This is a genomic window from Novosphingobium organovorum (genome assembly GCF_022832435.1).
In the GTDB taxonomy this organism is placed as follows: domain Bacteria; phylum Pseudomonadota; class Alphaproteobacteria; order Sphingomonadales; family Sphingomonadaceae; genus Novosphingobium; species Novosphingobium organovorum.
Map to the genome: position 1 here is coordinate 1 of NZ_JALHLF010000083.1, position 17,509 is coordinate 17,509.

A 17,509-nucleotide genomic window follows, 5' to 3' on the forward strand; every position below is an offset into this window, starting at 1 on the left:
GAGCGCCTGCCCGCTGCGCGCCGTCGGTGCGCCGCGTTCGCAGGCCTCGATCGGTTGCAGCGTCGCGGGCGCGATGTCGATCTCGATCCGCCCGCCGCCGCGCGGGTAGAACCCGTGGCGCACCAGCCGCGCGCGGACGGTCGGCCCCATGCGGTTGACCACCGGCAGAAAGCTCTTCGCGATGAACTCGAACGGCGGGGCGAGCATGTTGTGCGTCCCCCCTTCGAGCACGAGGCGCGAAGGCGCCCCCGCCAGCACCAGCGGCATCAGCACCGTCTGGAGCACCAGCCCGGTCGAACCGGCGGTGCCGACGGCAAAGTGGTATTCACCCGGCACCACGCTGCCGGGCCGGAACGTCAGCGTGTCCGAGCCGACCGCCAGCCCGGAAACCTCGGCCTGCCCGATCGCCGCCGCCGCCTCGACCGCGGTGACGTGCTGGCGCATCAACCCCGGCTTGGAGCGCTTGCCACGCACATGGGTAATGCGAAAGGGCGCCCCGGTGACAAGGCTGAGCGCGCAGGCGTTGCGCACGACCTGCCCGCCGCCTTCCCCTTCGGATCCGTCGATTTCGATCATGTGTTCACACAGTCCAGCAAAAGGGTTTCGGCGCTTTGCTCGGCATCGCCGGGCAAAGGGCGTTCGGGGATGGCACCCGCTTGCGCCAGTTCGCCCCGGATTAAGGCATCGAGTTCAGGGTAGCGCGCCACCGGCCCCGCCTCGCGCGTTTGCGTCTTGATCGCCACCAGTTCGGCGATCTGGCTTTCCAGCGACGCGCCAAGTCCCGCCCGCACGAGCAGACTGGCAAGGTCCATCGGCGGGCGCCGGGTCGGATCGCGGCGCAAGGCGCGCAGCGCCAGCGCCGGGCGCAGCGCGTAGAAATAGCGCTTCACCCCCATAGCTGCCCCTGGCTCGGGCCAGCGGTCAAGCGCGTTGCGGCACAGGCTTGCGTAGTGACGCGCGACGCCGCGCGGCTCGAACAGACGATCGGCCAGCGCCGCCACGCGCGCCATGACGGGATCGTCGGCCCGGTAGCGGATGGGCGAGGCCAGCCACTCGCTCACGGTCGCGTTGGACTTGAGCATCAGAGCCAGAAGCTTGCGCAGGTCCCAGCCGTTGAGGTCGATGTCATCGAGGATCGGGCGCTCGATCACATCGCGCGGCGCACGCAGGCCCAGGTAGGCATCGCGCGCGCGCACATAGACGAAGCGCACGTCGTAATCGCTGTCGGGCGAGGGAAAGCCCCAGGCCCGCGATCCCGATTCCACGCAAAGCAGCAGGCGCACGCCCTCCTCACGTTCGACAGCGAGCAGGCGGCCTTCGATCTCGGCCTTCACGTCAGCGGCACGCAGCGTATTCACGGCTTGGTCTCCCGTTCCCGGATCGGCGTGAAGGGGATCACCCCTTCACGCAGACCACCTGCTTCAAGGTGTGGACGATCTCGACGAGATCGGCCTGCGCCGCCATCACCGCCTCGATCGGCTTGTAGGCGCGCGGGGTTTCGTCGAGGACGCTGGCGTCCTTGCGGCATTCGACCCCTTGCGTGTCGGCGACATGCTCGGCGAGCGAGACCGCCTTCTTCGCCTCGGTCCGGCTCATCACCCGGCCCGCGCCGTGCGAACAGCTCTCGAAGCTGTCCGGGTTGCCCAGCCCGCGCACAATGAACGACTTCGCGCCCATCGAACCCGGAATGATCCCCAGCACCCCCTTCGCCGCGCGCACCGCGCCCTTGCGGGTGACCAGCACGTTTTCGCCGAAGTGGTTTTCCCGGCTGACGTAGTTGTGGTGGCAGTTCACCGCCTCCAGCTCGGCCTCGAAGGGCTTGGCGATCTGCCCGCGCAGCGCAGTGATGACGTTGGCCATCATCAGCCGCCGGTTGAGCGCGGCAAAGTCCTGCGCCCAGCCCACCGCCTCGACATAGTCGTCGAAGTGGTCGGTCCCTTCGGGGAAGTAGGCCAGGTCCTTGTCGGGCAGGTTGATATGCCACTTGCGCATGTCCTGCCTGGCCAGTTCGATGAAGAAGCTGCCGATGGCGTTGCCCACCCCGCGCGAACCGGAATGGAGCATCACCCACACCCGCGCCTCGGTGTCGAGACACAGCTCGATGAAGTGGTTGCCCGTGCCCAGCGTGCCCAGGTGCGTGAGGGTGTTCGTGTTCTTGAGCCTGGGATACTTGGCGCAGATCCGCTCGAAACGAACCGCCAGCGTCGCCCAGGCCTCGACGATGGCGGGCGGCGGCGCACCCCACGAACCGTGGTCGCGCTTGCCCCGCCCGACCGACCGGCCATGCGGCACCGCCTGCTCGATGGCGGCGCGGATACCCTCCAGCGTGTCGGGCAGGTCGTGCGCCATGAGCGAGGTGCGCGCGGCCATCATGCCGCAGCCGATGTCGACGCCCACCGCTGCCGGGATCACCGCGCCCTTGGTCGGGATCACCGATCCCACCGTCGCGCCGATACCGACATGAACGTCGGGCATGGCGGCCACATGGCGAAAGATGAAGGGCATCTTCGCCGCGCTGGCGAGCTGCGCGCGCGCCTTGTCGTCCACGGGCACGCCGCGGGTCCACATCTTCACCGGCTGGCCGCCTTCGACCGCCTGCACGTCGTAATGGGTTTCGGTCATGGCCGATCTCCTTGAAAACAGGTCATAGGTGCCGGCAACGAGGTTTGGCGAGACATTCCCGCGATCCCGGCAAGGCCCGGATGGCGGATGCGGAATTGAACCGCTCGGGCCAGAGGCCCTTACCCGTGTAGTCCCGCCGGCATTCGCCAGCGCTTGAAAAGAGGGTGGCCGTGGCGACCAGGAATGGTGAGACGGCGGTCCTTAAGCTACGTTTCCGTTCGGCGGGATTCGAACCCGCATCTCCCGTATCCTCGCATAAGTTCGGATAGGGGCGCTTTTCGCGTCGGACCTTCATGCGTTGGAGGATGTAGTCCCACCGGCATTCGCCACGGCCTGAAAGCCCGCCCGGCGGCGACGAGAATTCGCAAGGACGAAGTGGGGCTCTACCGCTGAGCTACCGCCCCGAAAGGCGGGCCGGATTCGAACCGGCGACAACCATACGCAATGTAGTCCTTGCAGCATTCGCCGCGCGAGCGGGTGTTCGGTATTCAGATCTCCACTTCGTCGATGATTTCGACCCGGCTGCGCGCCTGCCCCTGAGCAAAGCGCGCCATCGTATCGAACACGGCATCAGTGAAACCACCGATGTTGAGGATGTCCGCGCCGCTCTGCACCGGGCTCGTGCCGTAGGGCGCGATGTCGATGCAGATCAGCCGGGCCGCCGGGTTGCGCGCCTTGAGCCTGGCCCACTCGGCCATGGTGGCGCTGGCCCCGTGCCGCGCGGGATCGAGCCAGGACTGGTTGTCCGAGACGATGACCACGGTATCGACCCGCGCCCCATGCCGGTTGAGCCGGGCGAGCGGGGCCGAAACATTGGTCCCGCCGCCGCCCTGCGCGGCCAGCTTGGCCGTGTTGACCGCCAGCCGCGCGCCCGATCGCAGCCAGACCGGCTTGACCGTTTCGGCAAAGGGCAGCACGCGCGCCTTGCGGTTGGCCCGCAGCAGCGCGGCGCTCACCAGCGCGGCCACGTCGATACAGCGCACCTTCGAGGTCGCGCCCTTGCGCCAGCCGGTCACCGGCCAGTGCATCGAACCCGAAACGTCGGGGCACACCACAAGCTGCCCGGCGAGCACCGGGACATGGCCCAGCGCCACCTCGAGCGCCTGCTCGAGCGCGGCCTGCACCGCCAGCGGCACGCCCTCGCCCACTTCATTCATGGCAACCATGAGCTGGTAGGGCAGGACCCGCGCAGAGGCGATCGCGTCCGCGTCCGCCAGCCGCGCCGCGACGCCCTGCACCACCCCCGGCACATCGAACGCACCCTGACGCGCGAGCGTGTTGAGGTTCATGCGCAGCGCCTGCCAGCCCATGCGTTCGAGCGCGATCGTGCCCCACTGCTCGCGGGTCAGCGGATGCGCCGTCAGCCATTCGAAGGGCACGTGCGGCAGCGGGCGCGCGGGATCGCGCTTCCACGCCTCGAACCCGGCGATTTCCGGCGGCAACGCGGCCTGATCGTAAGGCTTGCCGATCAGCCAGCCGTAGAACGCGCGGCGTTCGGGCGTGGCGGGCGCGGGGTGGACCATCCGCACGATGTCGGCAAGGCTCGGCGCGGTGCCGGTCGCCGCGCGCAGCAACTGGCCGGTCGAGGCCTGTTCGAGCCATTGCCGGACCAGCCACCGGGGCCGTGTGCCGAGCGAACGCCGCCCGACCTGGCCCGAGCGCAGGATCTGCACGAAGCTGCGCAGCATACGCGCGTTGTCGATCGTGCGGCCAAACACACGAACCGCAAGGTCGGGCTCGGCCACGGTGAGGTAAGCGGTAAGCAGCGCGGGCGCGTCCTTCATCGCCCCGGCCTTGCGGGCGTGAACCGCGGCCCTGGCAACGAAGAGCGGGTCGCAGCCGCGCGCCGCGTCGAGCAGATCGACCAGCTGCGCCTCGGCGGCGGCGTAAGCGCCATCGCCCAGCGTGCCGGTCATGGCCAGTTGCGCCAGCCGTTCCTCGGGGGCGTAGGCGTAGGCCGCGCCCCCTTCATGGTTCACCGCATCGGCGCGCGGGGCCACGAGAGCCGCCTTGTTTGCAAAGAGACGCGCAAGAGCCATGATCGCCTTCCTTTCTTCCGCTGTTTCGGGCCGTGGGGCGGCCAGCCCATTCCGGCCGCCCCTTGTTCCCGTTTCCGCATGACCGGGCTGTTCGACCGACCCGGCAGGCTAAGGAATTGCAGGCCGCGTGCCAAACCGCCCCGCGCCTTCGCACTTTTTTCAGATTTCGCGGTTTTCCGAGGGTTTTCGGGGTGATCCTGCCGTTTGCGCGCAAGGCGCCTTTCAGAGACTTTCAAAAGTTTTGTATCCTACAGAATAAGCTTGTATCCCCTGCGATCATGAAACCGCTTACCGTCGTCAGCTTCCTGGGCTCCACGCTCGATGCCGCGAAGTTCGGACCCTCACGCTGGAGCAAGTGGCGCCCCTCGGTCGCGCTCGCGATGCACGAGGACCTGCGCATCGAGCGTTTCGTGATGATCCACGCCGCCATGCATCGCCGGCTGGCCGATCAGGTGAGCGAGGACATCGCCTCGGTCTCGCCCGAAACACGGGTCGAGCGTCAGGTCATCAACTTCGACGACGCCTGGGATTTTGAGGAAGTCTACGGCAAGCTGCTCGACTTCGCGCGCGCGCTCGACCTCGATCCCGAAGCCGAAGACCTGCTCGTCCACATCACCACCGGCACCCACGTCGCGCAGATCTGCCTGTTCCTGCTCACCGAAGCGCACTATCTGCCCGGCCGCCTGATCCAGACCCAGCCCGCCCGGCGAGTAGACGGCGCGGCGCCGGGCAGCTGGGCGATCATCGACCTTGACCTGTCGCGCTACGATTCGATCGCCACCCGCTTTGCCGAAGACCGCGCGCAGGGCACCTCGTTCCTGAAATCGGGGATCGAGACGCAAAGCCGGGCCTTCAACGCCATGATCGAGGAGATCGAACAGGTCGCCGCGCGCAGCCGCGCCCCGATCCTGCTGATGGGCCCCACCGGCGCGGGCAAGAGCCAGCTGGCGCGCCGCATCCACCAGCTCAAGAAACTCAAGCGCCAGGTCGCGGGCGCCTTCGTCGAGGTCAACTGCGCCACCTTGCGCGGCGATGGCGCGATGTCCGCGCTCTTCGGGCACACACGCGGCGCCTTCACCGGCGCGGCCACCGCGCGCGAAGGGCTGCTGCGCGGCGCCGACAAGGGCATGTTGTTCCTCGACGAGATCGGCGAACTCGGGCTCGACGAACAGGCGATGATCCTGCGCGCGATCGAGGACAAGCGCTTCCTCCCCGTCGGCGCCGACCGCGAGGTGGACAGCGACTTCCAGCTCATCGCCGGGACCAACCGCGATCTGGCGCAAGGCGTCGCGCAAGGCACCTTCCGCGAGGACCTGTTCGCCCGGCTCAACTTGTGGACCTTCACCCTGCCCGGCCTCGCCCAGCGGCGCGAGGACATCGCCCCCAACCTCGACTACGAGCTCGACCGCCACGCCGAACGCGAGGGTGAGCGCATCTCGTTCAACCGCGAGGCGCGCGAAGCCTACCTCGCCTTCGCCACCGATCCGCGCGCGCCGTGGAAAGGCAACTTTCGCGACCTTGCCGCCAGCGTCACGCGCATGGCCACCTTCGCCCCCAAAGGCCGCATCGACACCGCCACCGTCACCGCCGAGATCGCCCGCCTCCAACGCCTCTGGGGCGCTGCTGGACCGACCCGCGACGGGCTCGACGACCTGCTCGACGACGCCGCGCTCACCGCGCTCGACCCGTTCGACCGCGTCCAGCTCGCCTTCGTGATCGATACCTGCCGCCAGTCGCGCTCGCTCTCCGAAGCGGGCCGCACGCTCTTCGCCGCCTCGCGCACACAGCGCACCAGCACCAACGACGCGGACCGCCTGCGCAAGTACCTGGCGCGGTTCGGGTTGCGCTGGGGGATGTTGGAAGGGGAAGATTTGAAATCGTGATTCAAGGGGTTACCACCCCTTGACCCCATGACTGTAGAGGGTGGCCCTTGCCGGTGAAGCGCAGCGCCGCAAAGGCTTTTGAAGCCGAGAGCTTTGCCCTCGGGTTCCGTGTTACCCCGCCCTCACCGTCGTTGCGCAAAGATGCCGGAGAGGACTGCGCGCGACAGTTCGGGGGTCAAGGGGTGGTAACCCCTTGCAAAACCTCTTCCCTCCCCACGTCCGCAAACCGCCGGATAGCCCGCCGCCCGCGCACCCGCCCGCCAAGCTTGCGCACGATCACCGCCAGCCCGGCTTCGGCATCCGCGCGCACCCCGCACACGAAGAGGTCGACGGCGGCGAGGCCGTGTTCGGGCCAGGTGTGGATCGAGATGTGCGATTCGGCGAGGAGCGCGACCCCGGTCACCCCCATGCCCGGCCCGAAAGGATGGAGGCGCACGTCGAGCACGCGCGCGCGGGCGGCCGCGGCGGCCTCACGCAGGATGGCCTCGATCGCGGCGCAATCGTCGAGGCCGCGCGCGCCTTCGATGTCGGCGACGAGGTGGAGGCTGTTGTCGGGGCTGTGCGGCATGTCAGGCGAGACTCTGAAAGGGGTGGCCGAGGTGGCGAAGCGAGGCTTCGGCGGCGAGAACGCCGCGGTAGTGCGCTTCTTCGAAGAGCGAGAGGCCGCTCATGTCGGAATTGGCAAAGACCACCGGCGGGCGGGCGGCCTCAGCGGCGAGGCGGGCGGGTTCGGTGAGGAAGCCGGGCGAAGGGCGGATCATCGGATGGCCCCAGCGCCACACGTCGATCCGCCGGATCGCGCCGTCGAGATCGGGGTTCATCGTCAGGAGGTCGTCGCGCACCATGGCCTGCCACTGCGCCAGCGTGCGGGTCATCAGGATCTTGCGCGCGGCCTTGGGGGTTTCCCTCGAAAGCGGGAGATACCAGGTCAGCACAGTGGGGCCGCCATCGGCGCTCTGGCTCTGGTGGGTGGCGACGACGTAGCCGAGCGATTCGCTCGCGTGCGACACGTTGTCCCAGGCCAGCGGTGTTCCGGGTCCGCGCGGCGGGCGATCGACGGTGACGTTGGCGACCACCCAGGGCGCGTAAGCCATCGCGCCGGCCTTTGCGAAGGCCGGCGCAACCCGCGCGGCGACGAAGTGCGGCATGGCAACGATCACCGCGCGCGCGCGCAGGCGACGGCTGCGGCGCGCGGCATGATCGAACACGTCGATGAGCGGGCGGCCGTCGGCACCGGGCCGGATCGCGAAGACCGAATGCGCCGGGGTAAGGTGCGGTGCGATGCGCTGCGCCATGCGCTGCACCAGCCGCCCGTTGCCTTCGGGCCAGGTCAGTTCGCGGTCGCCATCCTCCCCGCTCGCCCAGCCGCGCCGCGCCGCGAAGTAGTGGATACCCGCCCAGGCCGAGACATGTTCAGGTTCGCTGCCGTAATCGTCGCGGCAGCAGTAGCGCAAGTACGCGCGCAGCGACGGCGCGGTGAAGCCTTCGCGATCGAGCCAGGCGGCAAAGTCCAGCGCGTCGAGCGCGCGCAAGTCCGCGTCCGCGCTCGACAGCGCCATGGGAATCGCGAAGGCGGGCCGTCCATCCTCCCCCACCAGCGCGCGGTACTGCGCCATGCGCGCCTCGAACATGGCGCGCTGGCGCAGTTCGGCGCTGGGCAGGCCTCCGCTCGGGAACAGGCCCTCCTGCCAGCGCCCGCGCCACAGCAGGCGCTCCTCCAGATCGGCGCAGAGCTGGTAGGGATCGTAGCGCGGCGCGCCGTTCGCGTCCTCACCCACGATCATCCCGAACTGGCCGAGCATGTGGCGCAGCGCGCGCGCCTCGCGGTTTGGCACGGGCAGATAATGCGCGCCGAGCGGGTAGGCGCTCACCGCGTTGCGGCCCGACCGCGCGTTGCCGCCGACGCGGTCCTCCAGTTCGAACAGGGTGAAATCGGCAAGCCCCGCCTCGGCCAGCCGCCAGCCCGCAGCGAGCCCGGCGACCCCGCCCCCCGCGATCACCAGCCCGGCCTCCTCGACCGCGCCGGTAGGTTCGGGCAGCTTGCCATCGCGCAGGAGATGCCCGCGCTGCCAGTCCGCCCCGCCCAGAGTACCGGGCAGTGTACCGGCGAGCGGCGCCTCACCACAGCCACCCAAAGCCAGACTGCCCGCCAGCCCTCCGGCGAGCCCGGCCCCCGAGGCGAGCACCGTGCGGCGGGTGGGCTCAGCCTTCATACTTGCCCCATTCCTGCGCGAAACTGCGCACCAGCGCCTGGTTGTCGAGCCGGTTAACCGGGGTCGGGCGGCGCGCCATGTCGGGGGGGAAATCGAACATCGCGCGCTCGGTCGCGGGCGTCAGGAAACGCAAGTGCGCGGGCAGGTGGACCGCATCCGACAGCGCGGTATGCGCGGCCAGCGTATAGCCCCATTCGCCAAAACTGGGCACATAGGCATGGTACCCGCGCGCGGTGAGCCCGGCCGCTTCGAGCGTGCTTGCCACGGTCCAGTACGAACGCGGCGCGACCAGCGGCGAAGTGCTCTGCACGGTCATCACCCCGTGCGGTGCGAGAAGGCGCGCGACCTGGCGGTAGAAGCTCACCGTGTAGAGCTTGCCGAGCGAGAAGGCGGTGGGATCGGGAAAATCGACGATGATCGCATCGTATGTCCCTTGCGCACGCCGCACCCAGTTGAACGCATCGGCGTGGTGCAGCGTCAGGCGCGGGGAGGACAGCGCATGGTCGTTGAGCCGGGCGAGCTCGGGGGTATCGCGAAACAGGCGGGTCATTTCAGGATCGAGATCGACCAGCGTGATCCGCTCGACCCGCTTGTCGCGCAGCACCTCGCGCGCGGCGAGGCCATCGCCCCCGCCCAGGATCAGGACCTGGCGCGGCCGGGCCACACGGCCGAGCACCGGCCAGACCAGCGCCTCGTGGTAGCGATACTCGTCGCGGGTCGAAAACTGCAGGTTGCCGTTCAGCCACAGCCGCATGTCGCCGTCCTGGCGGGTGATGACGATGCGCTGGTAGGGGGTCGAGCGCGCGTAGATCACCGGCTCCTGATAAAAGGCGACCTCGGACCAGCGCTGCATCGTCTCGGCGCCAAAGAGCCCGGCGACGAGGCTCGCCGCCACGACCAGCGCGGCCAGCGCATCGGCCGCGACCCGGCGCTGGTGGCGCAGCACGACCAGCAGCGCGAGCGCCACCGCGACGTTGGCAAGGCCGAAGACGAAGCCAGTGCGGATCATCCCCAGGCGCGGCACCAGCACCAGCGGAAACAGCAGCGAGGCGATCAGCGCGCCGACGTAATCGTAAGTCAGCACGTTGGAGACCAGCTCGCGAAAGGCAAAGCGGTGGCGCAGGATGCGGATCAGCAGCGGAATTTCGAGCCCGACCAGCACGCCGATCGCCAGCACCAGCGCGTAGAGCGCGATGCGAAAATCGCCGACCAGCGGAAACAGCAGGAACAGCCCCGCCGCCGACCAGCCGCCCAGCGCCGCGATCAGGATCTCGACCCGCACGAAGACCCCGATCGCATCGCGCCGGACATGGCGCGAAAGCCAGCTGCCGATGCCCATCGCGAACAGGTAGCTGCCGATCACGGTCGAGAACTGGGTGACGCTGTCGCCCAAAAGGTAGCTCGCCAGCGTCCCGGCCAGCAGTTCGTAGATCAGCCCGCAGGTCGCCACGACCAGGACCGAGACCAGCAGGATGATCGCCAGCGGCGCGGGCGCGCGGGCCGGCACGCCGCCCTCGGGCACGGTGCCTTCGTCCATCGCCACGATCAGCCGTGGACCGCAGCCGCGATGATGTTCGAGATGCCGATGGCGACCGCGCCGGCCAGCAGCGCCACCGCCATGTTCTTGCGCTCGATGATCTCGCGCCACAGTTCGCCCGGCGTCAGCTTGTCGACCAGCACGAAGGACACGATGAAGATCACGATCCCCAGCACCGCATAGAGCAGCGTGGCGAGAAACACGGAAAGGGTCAGCATGGTGGCAGGCTCCTGTGGCGCGAAAGGCGGATCATTTGTGCATCGGGCGCACGTAGACGGCGCCGTGGGGGTGGTGGTCCTCGTCCGAATAGGGTGACCAGGCGTAGAACGAGGACAACAGCGTGAGCCCCGCGAGCAGGGCGGCGAAGATCGTGTAGAGGACAAGGCGCGCGGTCATCGGCTCACGAATTCCGGAAACGGTGCCAGACGATGATGCCCGGCGGAATGAACAGGAAGATCAGCAAGGTGATCCAGTTACCCCAGGGCAGCCCGCCGGCCTCGGCGGTGATCGTCACCGGGATCTGCTCGGCGAGGCTCCAGCCGGGCGCAGGGCCCACCGCGAGGTCCACCGGCCATGCGTGGGCACCGGCATCAACATAGAGATCGTAGGTGCCGCGCGCGACCCCGCCGAGCAGGGTGTCGGCGCGGCGGTTGCCTTCGCTCCAGTTGCCGTCCGAATCGCGCCCCGAATAGTGTTCGACAAGGCCGTAGCCGGTCACCGCCTGTCCGCTGGCGCGGTCGACCAGACTGTAGTCGAGATCGACCCAGCGGTTGTCGAATTCGCGTCCGCGCGCGGTGATGCGCACGAACTGATGGTCGCGCCCGACCGTGATCGAGCCGACCTTGATGCCCTCCCGTGTCATGCCATAGGGCGCTGCGATCACGCTCGAGGCGCGATCGACCGGTCCGGCGATGAAGACCATGACGAGCAGGGTCAGGATCGCCGCCGCCAGCCCGACAAGCAGCATCGGCCCCAGATCGTCCGCCTCCATCCCGGCGGGCCGCAGGAACCCCGAGGACGGCGTCGGGCGGGGCTTGCGCGGCATCCGGCGGCCATCGATGGCAAAGGCGCTGCGAACCTCGTCGGCCTCGACCGGGACGAGCTGGGTCCAGGTGACCTCGTCCTCGACGCTTTCACGCGACAGCACGGTCTCGCCGCGCGCGAAGGACAGACAGCGCGCGCGGTCCCCGTTGGCGATGCGCCAGTAGAATTCGCCGGTCACCGTGCCGGTCACCGCTTCCTGCTCGGACCACTGGCGGGTGTAACGCTCGCCGCGCCAGGTCACCGCGCGATCATCGCCCTCGGGCAGGTCGAGCAGCAGGGTCCCGAACTGCCATTCGCCCTGGTATTCGACCAGCCAGCGGTAACCGACATAGGGGTTGTAGAGCAGGTATTCGGACCAGTTGTCGCTCTGGTCCTTGCGCTTGATCGCCCCGATCACCGCCCAGTCTTCCCCGAACAGGCGGCCGCGCTGGCCAAGGTCGATGGCAAAGCGGGCCCTGGCCCGGTTGTACTTGCGGATGAGTTCGACTTCGGGGCGCGAAACGTCGAGCAGCGACCCGCAGTAGCGGCACCCCAGGTTGACCGTGAGCCCCGCCGCCTCGAGCGCGAGCGTGCCGCCGCAATTGGGGCAGGCCAGCGTGCGGGGGGCCTTTGGCGCGTGCGGCGCGCTCATCGCCTGCTTCCCTCAAAAGCGGCGGGCAAGGGCCAGCCGTCGAGCGCGCGCACGCCTTGGGGCGCAAGATCGGCCAGTTCGTACCACTGGCCGTACCACGCACTGACCGCGCCTCCCACCTTCTGGAGCGAGAGCGCCGAGCCGGTGCGGCTGCGGAAATCGGCGTTGACGAGCTGCGTTCCGGGCAATGTCGCAAAGGGCAGCTGGCCCTCGCTGCCAAGGCACTGCGCGGTCTTGACGTCGGTGGCGCGCTGCACCGTACCATCGACGAGGATGGCGTGGCCCGGTTCGATCGGCTCACCCCGCGCGAAGGCCTCGACCAGCGGATCGCCGAGCAGTTCAGGCCGCTCACGCGTGAGCATGAACAGGCCCATCGCCTCGCCCAGCCATAGCGGCGCGCCATCGCCGCTTTCAAGCAGCCATTCGTTCCAGGCGCCCCCGCTCCACCCCCAGCGCACCCGGCCAAGTGTGGTGAGCGCCTGCCCCTCGACGCGAAAGCGCGTGCCCAGCTGCACCGGCGACATATCGAAGGGGAGCACCGCGACCTTGCCCATGTCCTCCACCCCGAGCGCCGAGTGGAGCACGAGCGACTGGCAATAGGGGCAGGTCGAATAGGGCAGCGCGGCGCTGCTCGCTTCGAGCCCCGCCCCGCAGGACGGACAGGTGATGGATGGCACGCGAAATCCCCCTGACGCGCGAAAGGCAAGAACGAAAGCTAGAGCATTTTCCCGTCAGGTGAAATCACCTGGCGATTCAGAAAATGCGTCAAGACAAAGGTCTAGAGCGGTCGATCCGATGCAGTCGGATCAACAACCGCTCTAGCGGATGCGGGCGAGCAGCTCAGCCTTCTTGGCGTCGAATTCCTCCTGGCTGAGCGCGCCGAGCGTGACCAGCTTGTGGAGCTTCTCGATCGTGGCGATGGGGTCTTCGACTGGCTCGGCTCGCGCACTGAAACTGCCCGCGCCAACGCCCATACCGGCACCGGCACCGCTCATCGCCCCGCCCAGCGCGCTGGCTGCGGCAACGCCCGCGCCCAGTCCGGCCAGCCCGGTGTCTTGCCCCGCCGCCTGCTCGATCGCCTCGGCGGTCTGGAAGCGGGTGTATTGTGCAAGGTCCCCCAACACGCGCATCGAGGACCCCTTGTCGAGATGGGCCTGGACGGCCTCGGGCAAAGACACGCTCTCGACGTAGAAGCTGAGGCATTCCAGCCCCCACTGCGCGAAGGCGGTGTCGACTTCGTGCTTGATCCGTTCGGACAGCGCGCTCTGGTTGGCGGCAAGATCGAGGAAGGCAATGCCCCCGCCGCCGAGCGCGGTGGCGATCGCGGTCTGGATCGCCGCGCGAAGCTGGGGCTCGAGCGCGGGCACGGTCACCCCTTCGAGCGTGCCGACCACGCGTTCAACGAAAGTCTCGGCATCCGCCACGCGGAACGAGTACGAACCGAAGGCACGCAGGCGCAGCGCACCGAATTCGGCATCGCGCACCGTCACCGGCTGCGCGGTGCCCCACTTGAGCCCGGTCTGCTCCTTGCCCGACAGGAACACCACGTCGGACTTGAAGGGCGAACGGAAGCCCTTGTCCCAGTTCATCAGGCTGGTGAGCAGGGGCAGGTTGGCGGTGTCGAGTGTGTGCAACCCGGCCTCGAAGATGTCCGCCACGCAGCCTTCGTTGACGAAGACCGCGCGCTGCCCCTCGCGCACGGTGAGCTGCGCACCGTTCTGGATCTCGCGATCCTCGAACGGCACGCGCCAGGCCAGTTCGCCGGGCTTTTCGAGCCATTCGATAACGTCGACGAATTGCTTGCGAAGAAAATCGAACATGCCGCCCTCTCGATTACCGCGTTGCTACGGTAATAAGGAGGTTGCCCCCTGCAATGCAAACCCAACCGGACCAACACCCGATTGCGCCCGTTCGAATTCGTTTTTCGAAGAGACGTTCAAATCCCTTGACACTAAACCTTGCCCGGAGTGACACGAAGTCTGCCCGCAAGAGGTCTTGGGTTAAATCTTCGCCAGCCATCAGCTAGTGGTTCGATTCTAGTAGATTTTACGATTTTGACATGTGCAGACCCATCCCAGCCGCCAGGGGATGCAAATGTCAAAATCAATCCACTAGACGCGAAGCCCCCCCCTCGGCAACATTCAAGTGAACGCGACCGCAGCAAGGCAAAGCCTGCCCGCGCAGTTTTGTGCAGCTTACTTTTGCGCCTCCGTCGCCAAGCGAACCGGACGGCCTGATCGGGCGCCTGGCGGAATTTCAGCACAGGGCCGATTGCGGACATTTGGCTTTGCGCGTCACAAGATCAAAGCTACTCCAATCCAATGGATGCGAAGGACTATAAGCGCTGGATTTGAGACGGACAGGTTGCGGTCCACGAGTGGCAGAAAACAGTCGATTATACTCGCAGGAACCCCCAACCATCCGACCGACCACCATAAGTCTCGGCGCGAGCATCGAAGCGCTCCTCCCAAGCGGTAATGTTCACGGCTGAAGGCTGGATGTCGGTCGAAACCGCCACATCCCACGGGTCTTCGTCCCGATCGATTTCCGCAATGTCGATCTTAAACCCGTCTCGCTGGCACTCGGCTGCGAACGCTTCTGCGGAAGGTTGATCCGGGAAAATGTGCGAAAAATCGACTGATCGCGCGGGACCAAGATCGCTGCCCTCTCGTTCCATTCCTGCAAGAATATCGGCGTTCTCTTCAAGCAGCGACATAGGCGCCTCTGATGAATGCCTCTATGTGAATGAAAGGCTTCTTTCGGGCAAGACTTGGGGAGCTACGAACGCCCGCAACGGGGCCGCAACCGACATTGGTACCGGCGGCAGGAACGTCGGCTATTCTAAATCGCTGCTCCGAAGCAGACCGAGCACAATGTCCCATGAGCTTCCTGTCCGACCGCTGGCGGCCGTATGCCATCGGGCGCTCAGCCAGCGGCCACGATCGAATATTCAAGGCGCACGTCATCGAGCAGGCTTTCGATCGCAGCGCGCTGCGCATCGGTGCCGCTGAGCCGGACATCCCAATTGCAATGGGGATGCGTCTTCGTGTCGCGCACGATGACTTTGCCAAGCGCCCGGCGCCATGTCTGGGACGTGCCCCCTCTTTCCCGGACGAGGCGCGTTACAAGCAGATTTTCGAGGTCAGATGCCGTCATAGGCACCGCTTAGCCGTTGCTGGCGGCTAGTCAAACAGAGCCTCTCAATCCGCGGCACAGATCACGGGCCGGCCTCGGAGCGACAAGTCCACGCCAAGGCTTATTCGCCGTTGACCTACGCGATCCAGCGAACAAAGACGGCGCATGGCCCGATCGAAGACACTCAACACCACCAACCTTGCCGCACTGGGCGCCGAGAGACTCGCAGCGCTGCTGATCGAACTTGCGCAAGGTGACGCCGCGATGAAGCGGCGCCTGCGTCTTGAACTGGCAAGCCAGGGCGGCGGCGAAGACGTCGCCGCCGAAGTGCGCAAGCGTCTCGTCGCGATCGCCCGCGCGCGGGGTTTCGTCGACTGGCGCAAGATCCGTTCACTGGCACAGGACCTCGAGACCCAGCGGACAGCCATCATGACGCATGTGGCGCCAAGTGCGACGTCCGAAGCCTTCGACTTGCTCTGGCGCATGCTCGAAATGGCCCCGTCGATCCACGAGCGATGTGATGATAGCAACGGTATCGTGGGCGGCGTTCTCGAGGAGGTCCTGACAAACCTTGGCGAAATGGCCGCGCCATCCGGTTTCAGCGCCGAACGGTTGGCCGAGCTTGTCTTCACCGGCACATGCGATAACGACTACGGCCAGTTCGACGGTCTGATCTCGCTGATGGCGCCAGCCCTCGGGCCGCCCGGACTTGGCATCCTGAAAACGAAATTCGAGGCCCTGGCCAAAAACCCACCGGTCGCGCCGAAAGGCAAAGCCCGCAGGATCATCGGCTACGGTTCACAAGGAACGATCTACGAAGACGATTACAAGGCCCGCCATCACACGCGCCTCATCAAACGCACGCTCGCTGAAATCGCCGATGCTTTGGGCGACGTCGATGGGTTCGTCGCACTGCAGTCCAATGACGAGCGCACGAACCCGGCGATTGCCGCGCAGATCGCGCGAAGGCTGCTCGATGCCGGACGCGCAGACGAGGCATTGGCAGCCCTTGACCAGGCCCCCGCCGAGTTGCGCGAAGGCGGTCGCTGGCCTGAATGGCAGAAGGTTCGGATCGATGCGCTCGAAGCAGCTGGACAATCCGAAACGGCACAGCACGAGCGGTGGGACGTGTTCGAACGCACGCTCGATGCCGAGTACCTGAAAGCCTACATCAAGCGACTGCCCGACTTCGACGACATGGAAGCCGAGGAGCGCGCCCTCGCCCATGCGCGCGGGTTCTCCGGTTTCCATCAGGCGTTGGCATTCCTGGTCGAGTGGCCTGCGCTCGATGCCGCCGCCGAATTGATCCTGGCGCGGCCCGATGAAATCGACGGAGACCACTACTGGCTACTCACCCCCGCGGCCGAAGTGCTCGAGCCCAAACATCCGCTTGCAGCGACCCTTCTGCTGCGCGCCATGATCGACTTCGCCCTCGATAGGGCCCGCGCCAAACGCTACCCCCACGCCGCCCGCCACTTGCAGACCTGCGCGTATCTTGCCGGCAAGATCGATGCGTTCGGCGACCATGCCGACCACGAGGTGTACGTGGCATCACTCAAGGCGAACCATGGGAGGAAAAGCGGGTTCTGGAAAAGTTGAGCGATGAGAGATTGCCCAACCCCGCTAAACCATTGGTTTAGAGCATTTTCCAGTCAGGTGAAAACACCTGACGGTTCAGAAAATGCGTTAAAACAAAAGCCTAGAGCGGTAGATCTGATGCAATCTGATCGAAAACCGCTCTAGAAGGGCCAGGCAGACTGGTTGTCAAAAAACGGGCACATCGGGCAAGAACCCTGTCAACGCCTTGTGACAAACCCCGGATGTTCCCGATTTGCCAGGCCAGCTTGGCTGTCAACGGACAGTTCAACCCGGCTCGAACAGCATCGCTGCACCGTTCATGCAGNCGCCTTGTGACAAACCCCGGATGTTCCCGATTTGCCAGGCCAGCTTGGCTGTCAACGGACAGTTCAACCCGGCTCGAACAGCATCGCTGCACCGTTCATGCAGTAACGCTTGCCGGTCGGGCGTGGCCCGTCGTCGAACACGTGGCCCAGATGCCCGCCGCAGCGCGCGCAGTGCACTTCGGTACGCGGGTAGGCGAGCGTGTAGTCCTGCGAGGTGCCGATCGCGCCGGGCAGCGGGCGCCAGAAGCTGGGCCAGCCGGTATGGCTGTCGTACTTGGTCTGCGAGCTGAACAGGGGATGGCGGTCGGCCGCGCAGACGAAGGTTCCCTTACGCTTTTCCGAATTGAGCGGCGAGGTGAACGAACGTTCGGTGCCGTGCTGGCGCAGGATACCGAACTGGAGCGGGGTGAGCCGCGCCTTCCACTGCGCTTCGGTGAAATGGACCGGATAGGTCTTGGCCTCGGCCCGGCCGGCCCCCAGCGCGGCCAGCACGCCCGCCGC

The 17,509-nt window shown here is 66.8% G+C and carries 17 protein-coding genes; 3 read left to right on the plus strand and 14 right to left on the minus strand.

Going from position 1 to position 17,509, the window contains the following annotated elements:
- The 4 genes from MTR62_RS16050 to MTR62_RS16065 all read right to left on the minus strand — a co-directional run.
- Positions 1-576 (minus strand): RNA 3'-terminal phosphate cyclase (locus MTR62_RS16050; protein WP_327194423.1); only part of this gene is annotated, 576 nt, incomplete at its 3' end.
- A complete protein-coding gene (locus tag MTR62_RS16055; RefSeq protein ID WP_244022780.1) occupies positions 573-1,358 on the minus strand; it encodes a nucleotidyltransferase domain-containing protein in 786 nt (261 codons plus the stop codon). The genes MTR62_RS16050 and MTR62_RS16055, both read right to left, overlap by 4 nt.
- Before the next feature lie 37 nt (positions 1,359-1,395).
- Positions 1,396-2,622, minus strand: a complete 1,227-nt coding sequence (locus MTR62_RS16060) for an RtcB family protein (protein ID WP_244022783.1) — start codon at positions 2,620-2,622, stop codon at positions 1,396-1,398.
- A 488-nt stretch (positions 2,623-3,110) separates the two neighbouring features.
- Entirely contained in the window at positions 3,111-4,661 is a 1,551-nt protein-coding gene (locus MTR62_RS16065; protein WP_244022785.1) for a vWA domain-containing protein, read from the minus strand.
- A 278-nt stretch (positions 4,662-4,939) separates the two neighbouring features.
- Here MTR62_RS16065 and rtcR point away from each other — a divergent pair, with 278 nt between their 5' ends.
- On the plus strand, positions 4,940-6,544 hold the full coding sequence (rtcR, locus tag MTR62_RS16070) for an RNA repair transcriptional activator RtcR (protein WP_244022786.1): 1,605 nt from the start codon (positions 4,940-4,942) through the stop codon (positions 6,542-6,544).
- 175 nt (positions 6,545-6,719) lie between these two features.
- Here rtcR and speD read toward each other — a convergent pair whose 3' ends face one another.
- The 9 genes from speD to MTR62_RS16115 all read right to left on the minus strand — a co-directional run bounded on the left by speD (position 6,720) and on the right by MTR62_RS16115 (position 14,685).
- Positions 6,720-7,112: an adenosylmethionine decarboxylase gene (gene speD / locus MTR62_RS16075; RefSeq protein ID WP_244022788.1), complete on the minus strand. Its 393-nt coding sequence runs from the start codon at positions 7,110-7,112 to the stop codon at positions 6,720-6,722.
- A 1-nt stretch (position 7,113) separates the two neighbouring features.
- Positions 7,114-8,757 (minus strand): FAD-dependent oxidoreductase, encoded by a 1,644-nt coding sequence (locus MTR62_RS16080; RefSeq protein ID WP_244022790.1) that lies wholly within the window; start codon positions 8,755-8,757, stop codon positions 7,114-7,116.
- Positions 8,747-10,294, minus strand: a complete 1,548-nt coding sequence (locus MTR62_RS16085) for a polyamine aminopropyltransferase (RefSeq protein WP_244022808.1) — start codon at positions 10,292-10,294, stop codon at positions 8,747-8,749. Before MTR62_RS16085 ends, MTR62_RS16080 begins: the two co-directional genes overlap by 11 nt.
- A gap of 8 nt (positions 10,295-10,302) precedes the next feature.
- The gene (locus tag MTR62_RS16090) at positions 10,303-10,512 is read right to left on the minus strand and encodes a DUF350 domain-containing protein (protein ID WP_244022792.1); all 210 of its coding nucleotides are present in this window, start codon (positions 10,510-10,512) and stop codon (positions 10,303-10,305) included.
- A 31-nt stretch (positions 10,513-10,543) separates the two neighbouring features.
- Positions 10,544-10,690, minus strand: coding sequence for a hypothetical protein (locus tag MTR62_RS16095; RefSeq protein ID WP_244022794.1), 147 nt, complete (start codon positions 10,688-10,690; stop codon positions 10,544-10,546).
- Positions 10,691-10,694: 4 nt separating this feature from the next.
- Complete coding sequence (locus tag MTR62_RS16100) at positions 10,695-11,969, minus strand: DUF4178 domain-containing protein (RefSeq protein ID WP_244022796.1); 1,275 nt, start codon at positions 11,967-11,969, stop codon at positions 10,695-10,697.
- Positions 11,966-12,646, minus strand: coding sequence for a DUF4178 domain-containing protein (locus tag MTR62_RS16105; RefSeq protein WP_244022798.1), 681 nt, complete (start codon positions 12,644-12,646; stop codon positions 11,966-11,968). Before MTR62_RS16105 ends, MTR62_RS16100 begins: the two co-directional genes overlap by 4 nt.
- Before the next feature lie 141 nt (positions 12,647-12,787).
- Positions 12,788-13,789, minus strand: coding sequence for an SPFH domain-containing protein (locus MTR62_RS16110; RefSeq protein WP_244022800.1), 1,002 nt, complete (start codon positions 13,787-13,789; stop codon positions 12,788-12,790).
- A gap of 575 nt (positions 13,790-14,364) precedes the next feature.
- Positions 14,365-14,685, minus strand: a complete 321-nt coding sequence (locus tag MTR62_RS16115; RefSeq protein ID WP_244022802.1) for a ribonuclease E inhibitor RraB — start codon at positions 14,683-14,685, stop codon at positions 14,365-14,367.
- 164 nt (positions 14,686-14,849) lie between these two features.
- On the opposite strand from MTR62_RS16115, the gene MTR62_RS16120 reads away from it, so the two are divergent.
- Together MTR62_RS16120 and MTR62_RS16125 are read left to right on the plus strand one after the other, a co-directional pair.
- Positions 14,850-15,155, plus strand: a complete 306-nt coding sequence (locus MTR62_RS16120) for a hypothetical protein (protein WP_244022804.1) — start codon at positions 14,850-14,852, stop codon at positions 15,153-15,155.
- A gap of 114 nt (positions 15,156-15,269) precedes the next feature.
- Positions 15,270-16,703 carry a DUF6880 family protein gene (locus tag MTR62_RS16125; RefSeq protein WP_244022806.1) on the plus strand — a complete coding sequence of 478 codons (1,434 nt, stop codon included), beginning with the start codon at positions 15,270-15,272 and terminating at the stop codon, positions 16,701-16,703.
- A gap of 368 nt (positions 16,704-17,071) precedes the next feature.
- Here the strand turns inward: MTR62_RS16125 and msrB are convergent.
- Positions 17,072-17,509 (minus strand): peptide-methionine (R)-S-oxide reductase MsrB (msrB, locus tag MTR62_RS16130; RefSeq protein ID WP_407672695.1); only part of this gene is annotated, 438 nt, incomplete at its 5' end.

Coding starts and splice junctions, on each gene's coding strand:
- MTR62_RS16060 (WP_244022783.1), bottom strand. CDS start 2,622: ATGACCGAAACCCATTACGACGTGCAGGCGGTCGAAGGCGGCCAGCCG.
- MTR62_RS16065 (WP_244022785.1), bottom strand. CDS start 4,661: ATGGCTCTTGCGCGTCTCTTTGCAAACAAGGCGGCTCTCGTGGCCCCG.
- rtcR (WP_244022786.1), top strand. CDS start 4,940: ATGAAACCGCTTACCGTCGTCAGCTTCCTGGGCTCCACGCTCGATGCC.
- speD (WP_244022788.1), bottom strand. CDS start 7,112: ATGCCGCACAGCCCCGACAACAGCCTCCACCTCGTCGCCGACATCGAA.
- MTR62_RS16080 (WP_244022790.1), bottom strand. CDS start 8,757: ATGAAGGCTGAGCCCACCCGCCGCACGGTGCTCGCCTCGGGGGCCGGG.
- MTR62_RS16085 (WP_244022808.1), bottom strand. CDS start 10,294: ATGGACGAAGGCACCGTGCCCGAGGGCGGCGTGCCGGCCCGCGCGCCC.
- MTR62_RS16090 (WP_244022792.1), bottom strand. CDS start 10,512: ATGCTGACCCTTTCCGTGTTTCTCGCCACGCTGCTCTATGCGGTGCTG.
- MTR62_RS16095 (WP_244022794.1), bottom strand. CDS start 10,690: ATGACCGCGCGCCTTGTCCTCTACACGATCTTCGCCGCCCTGCTCGCG.
- MTR62_RS16100 (WP_244022796.1), bottom strand. CDS start 11,969: ATGAGCGCGCCGCACGCGCCAAAGGCCCCCCGCACGCTGGCCTGCCCC.
- MTR62_RS16110 (WP_244022800.1), bottom strand. CDS start 13,789: ATGTTCGATTTTCTTCGCAAGCAATTCGTCGACGTTATCGAATGGCTC.
- MTR62_RS16115 (WP_244022802.1), bottom strand. CDS start 14,685: ATGTCGCTGCTTGAAGAGAACGCCGATATTCTTGCAGGAATGGAACGA.
- MTR62_RS16120 (WP_244022804.1), top strand. CDS start 14,850: ATGAGCTTCCTGTCCGACCGCTGGCGGCCGTATGCCATCGGGCGCTCA.
- MTR62_RS16125 (WP_244022806.1), top strand. CDS start 15,270: ATGGCCCGATCGAAGACACTCAACACCACCAACCTTGCCGCACTGGGC.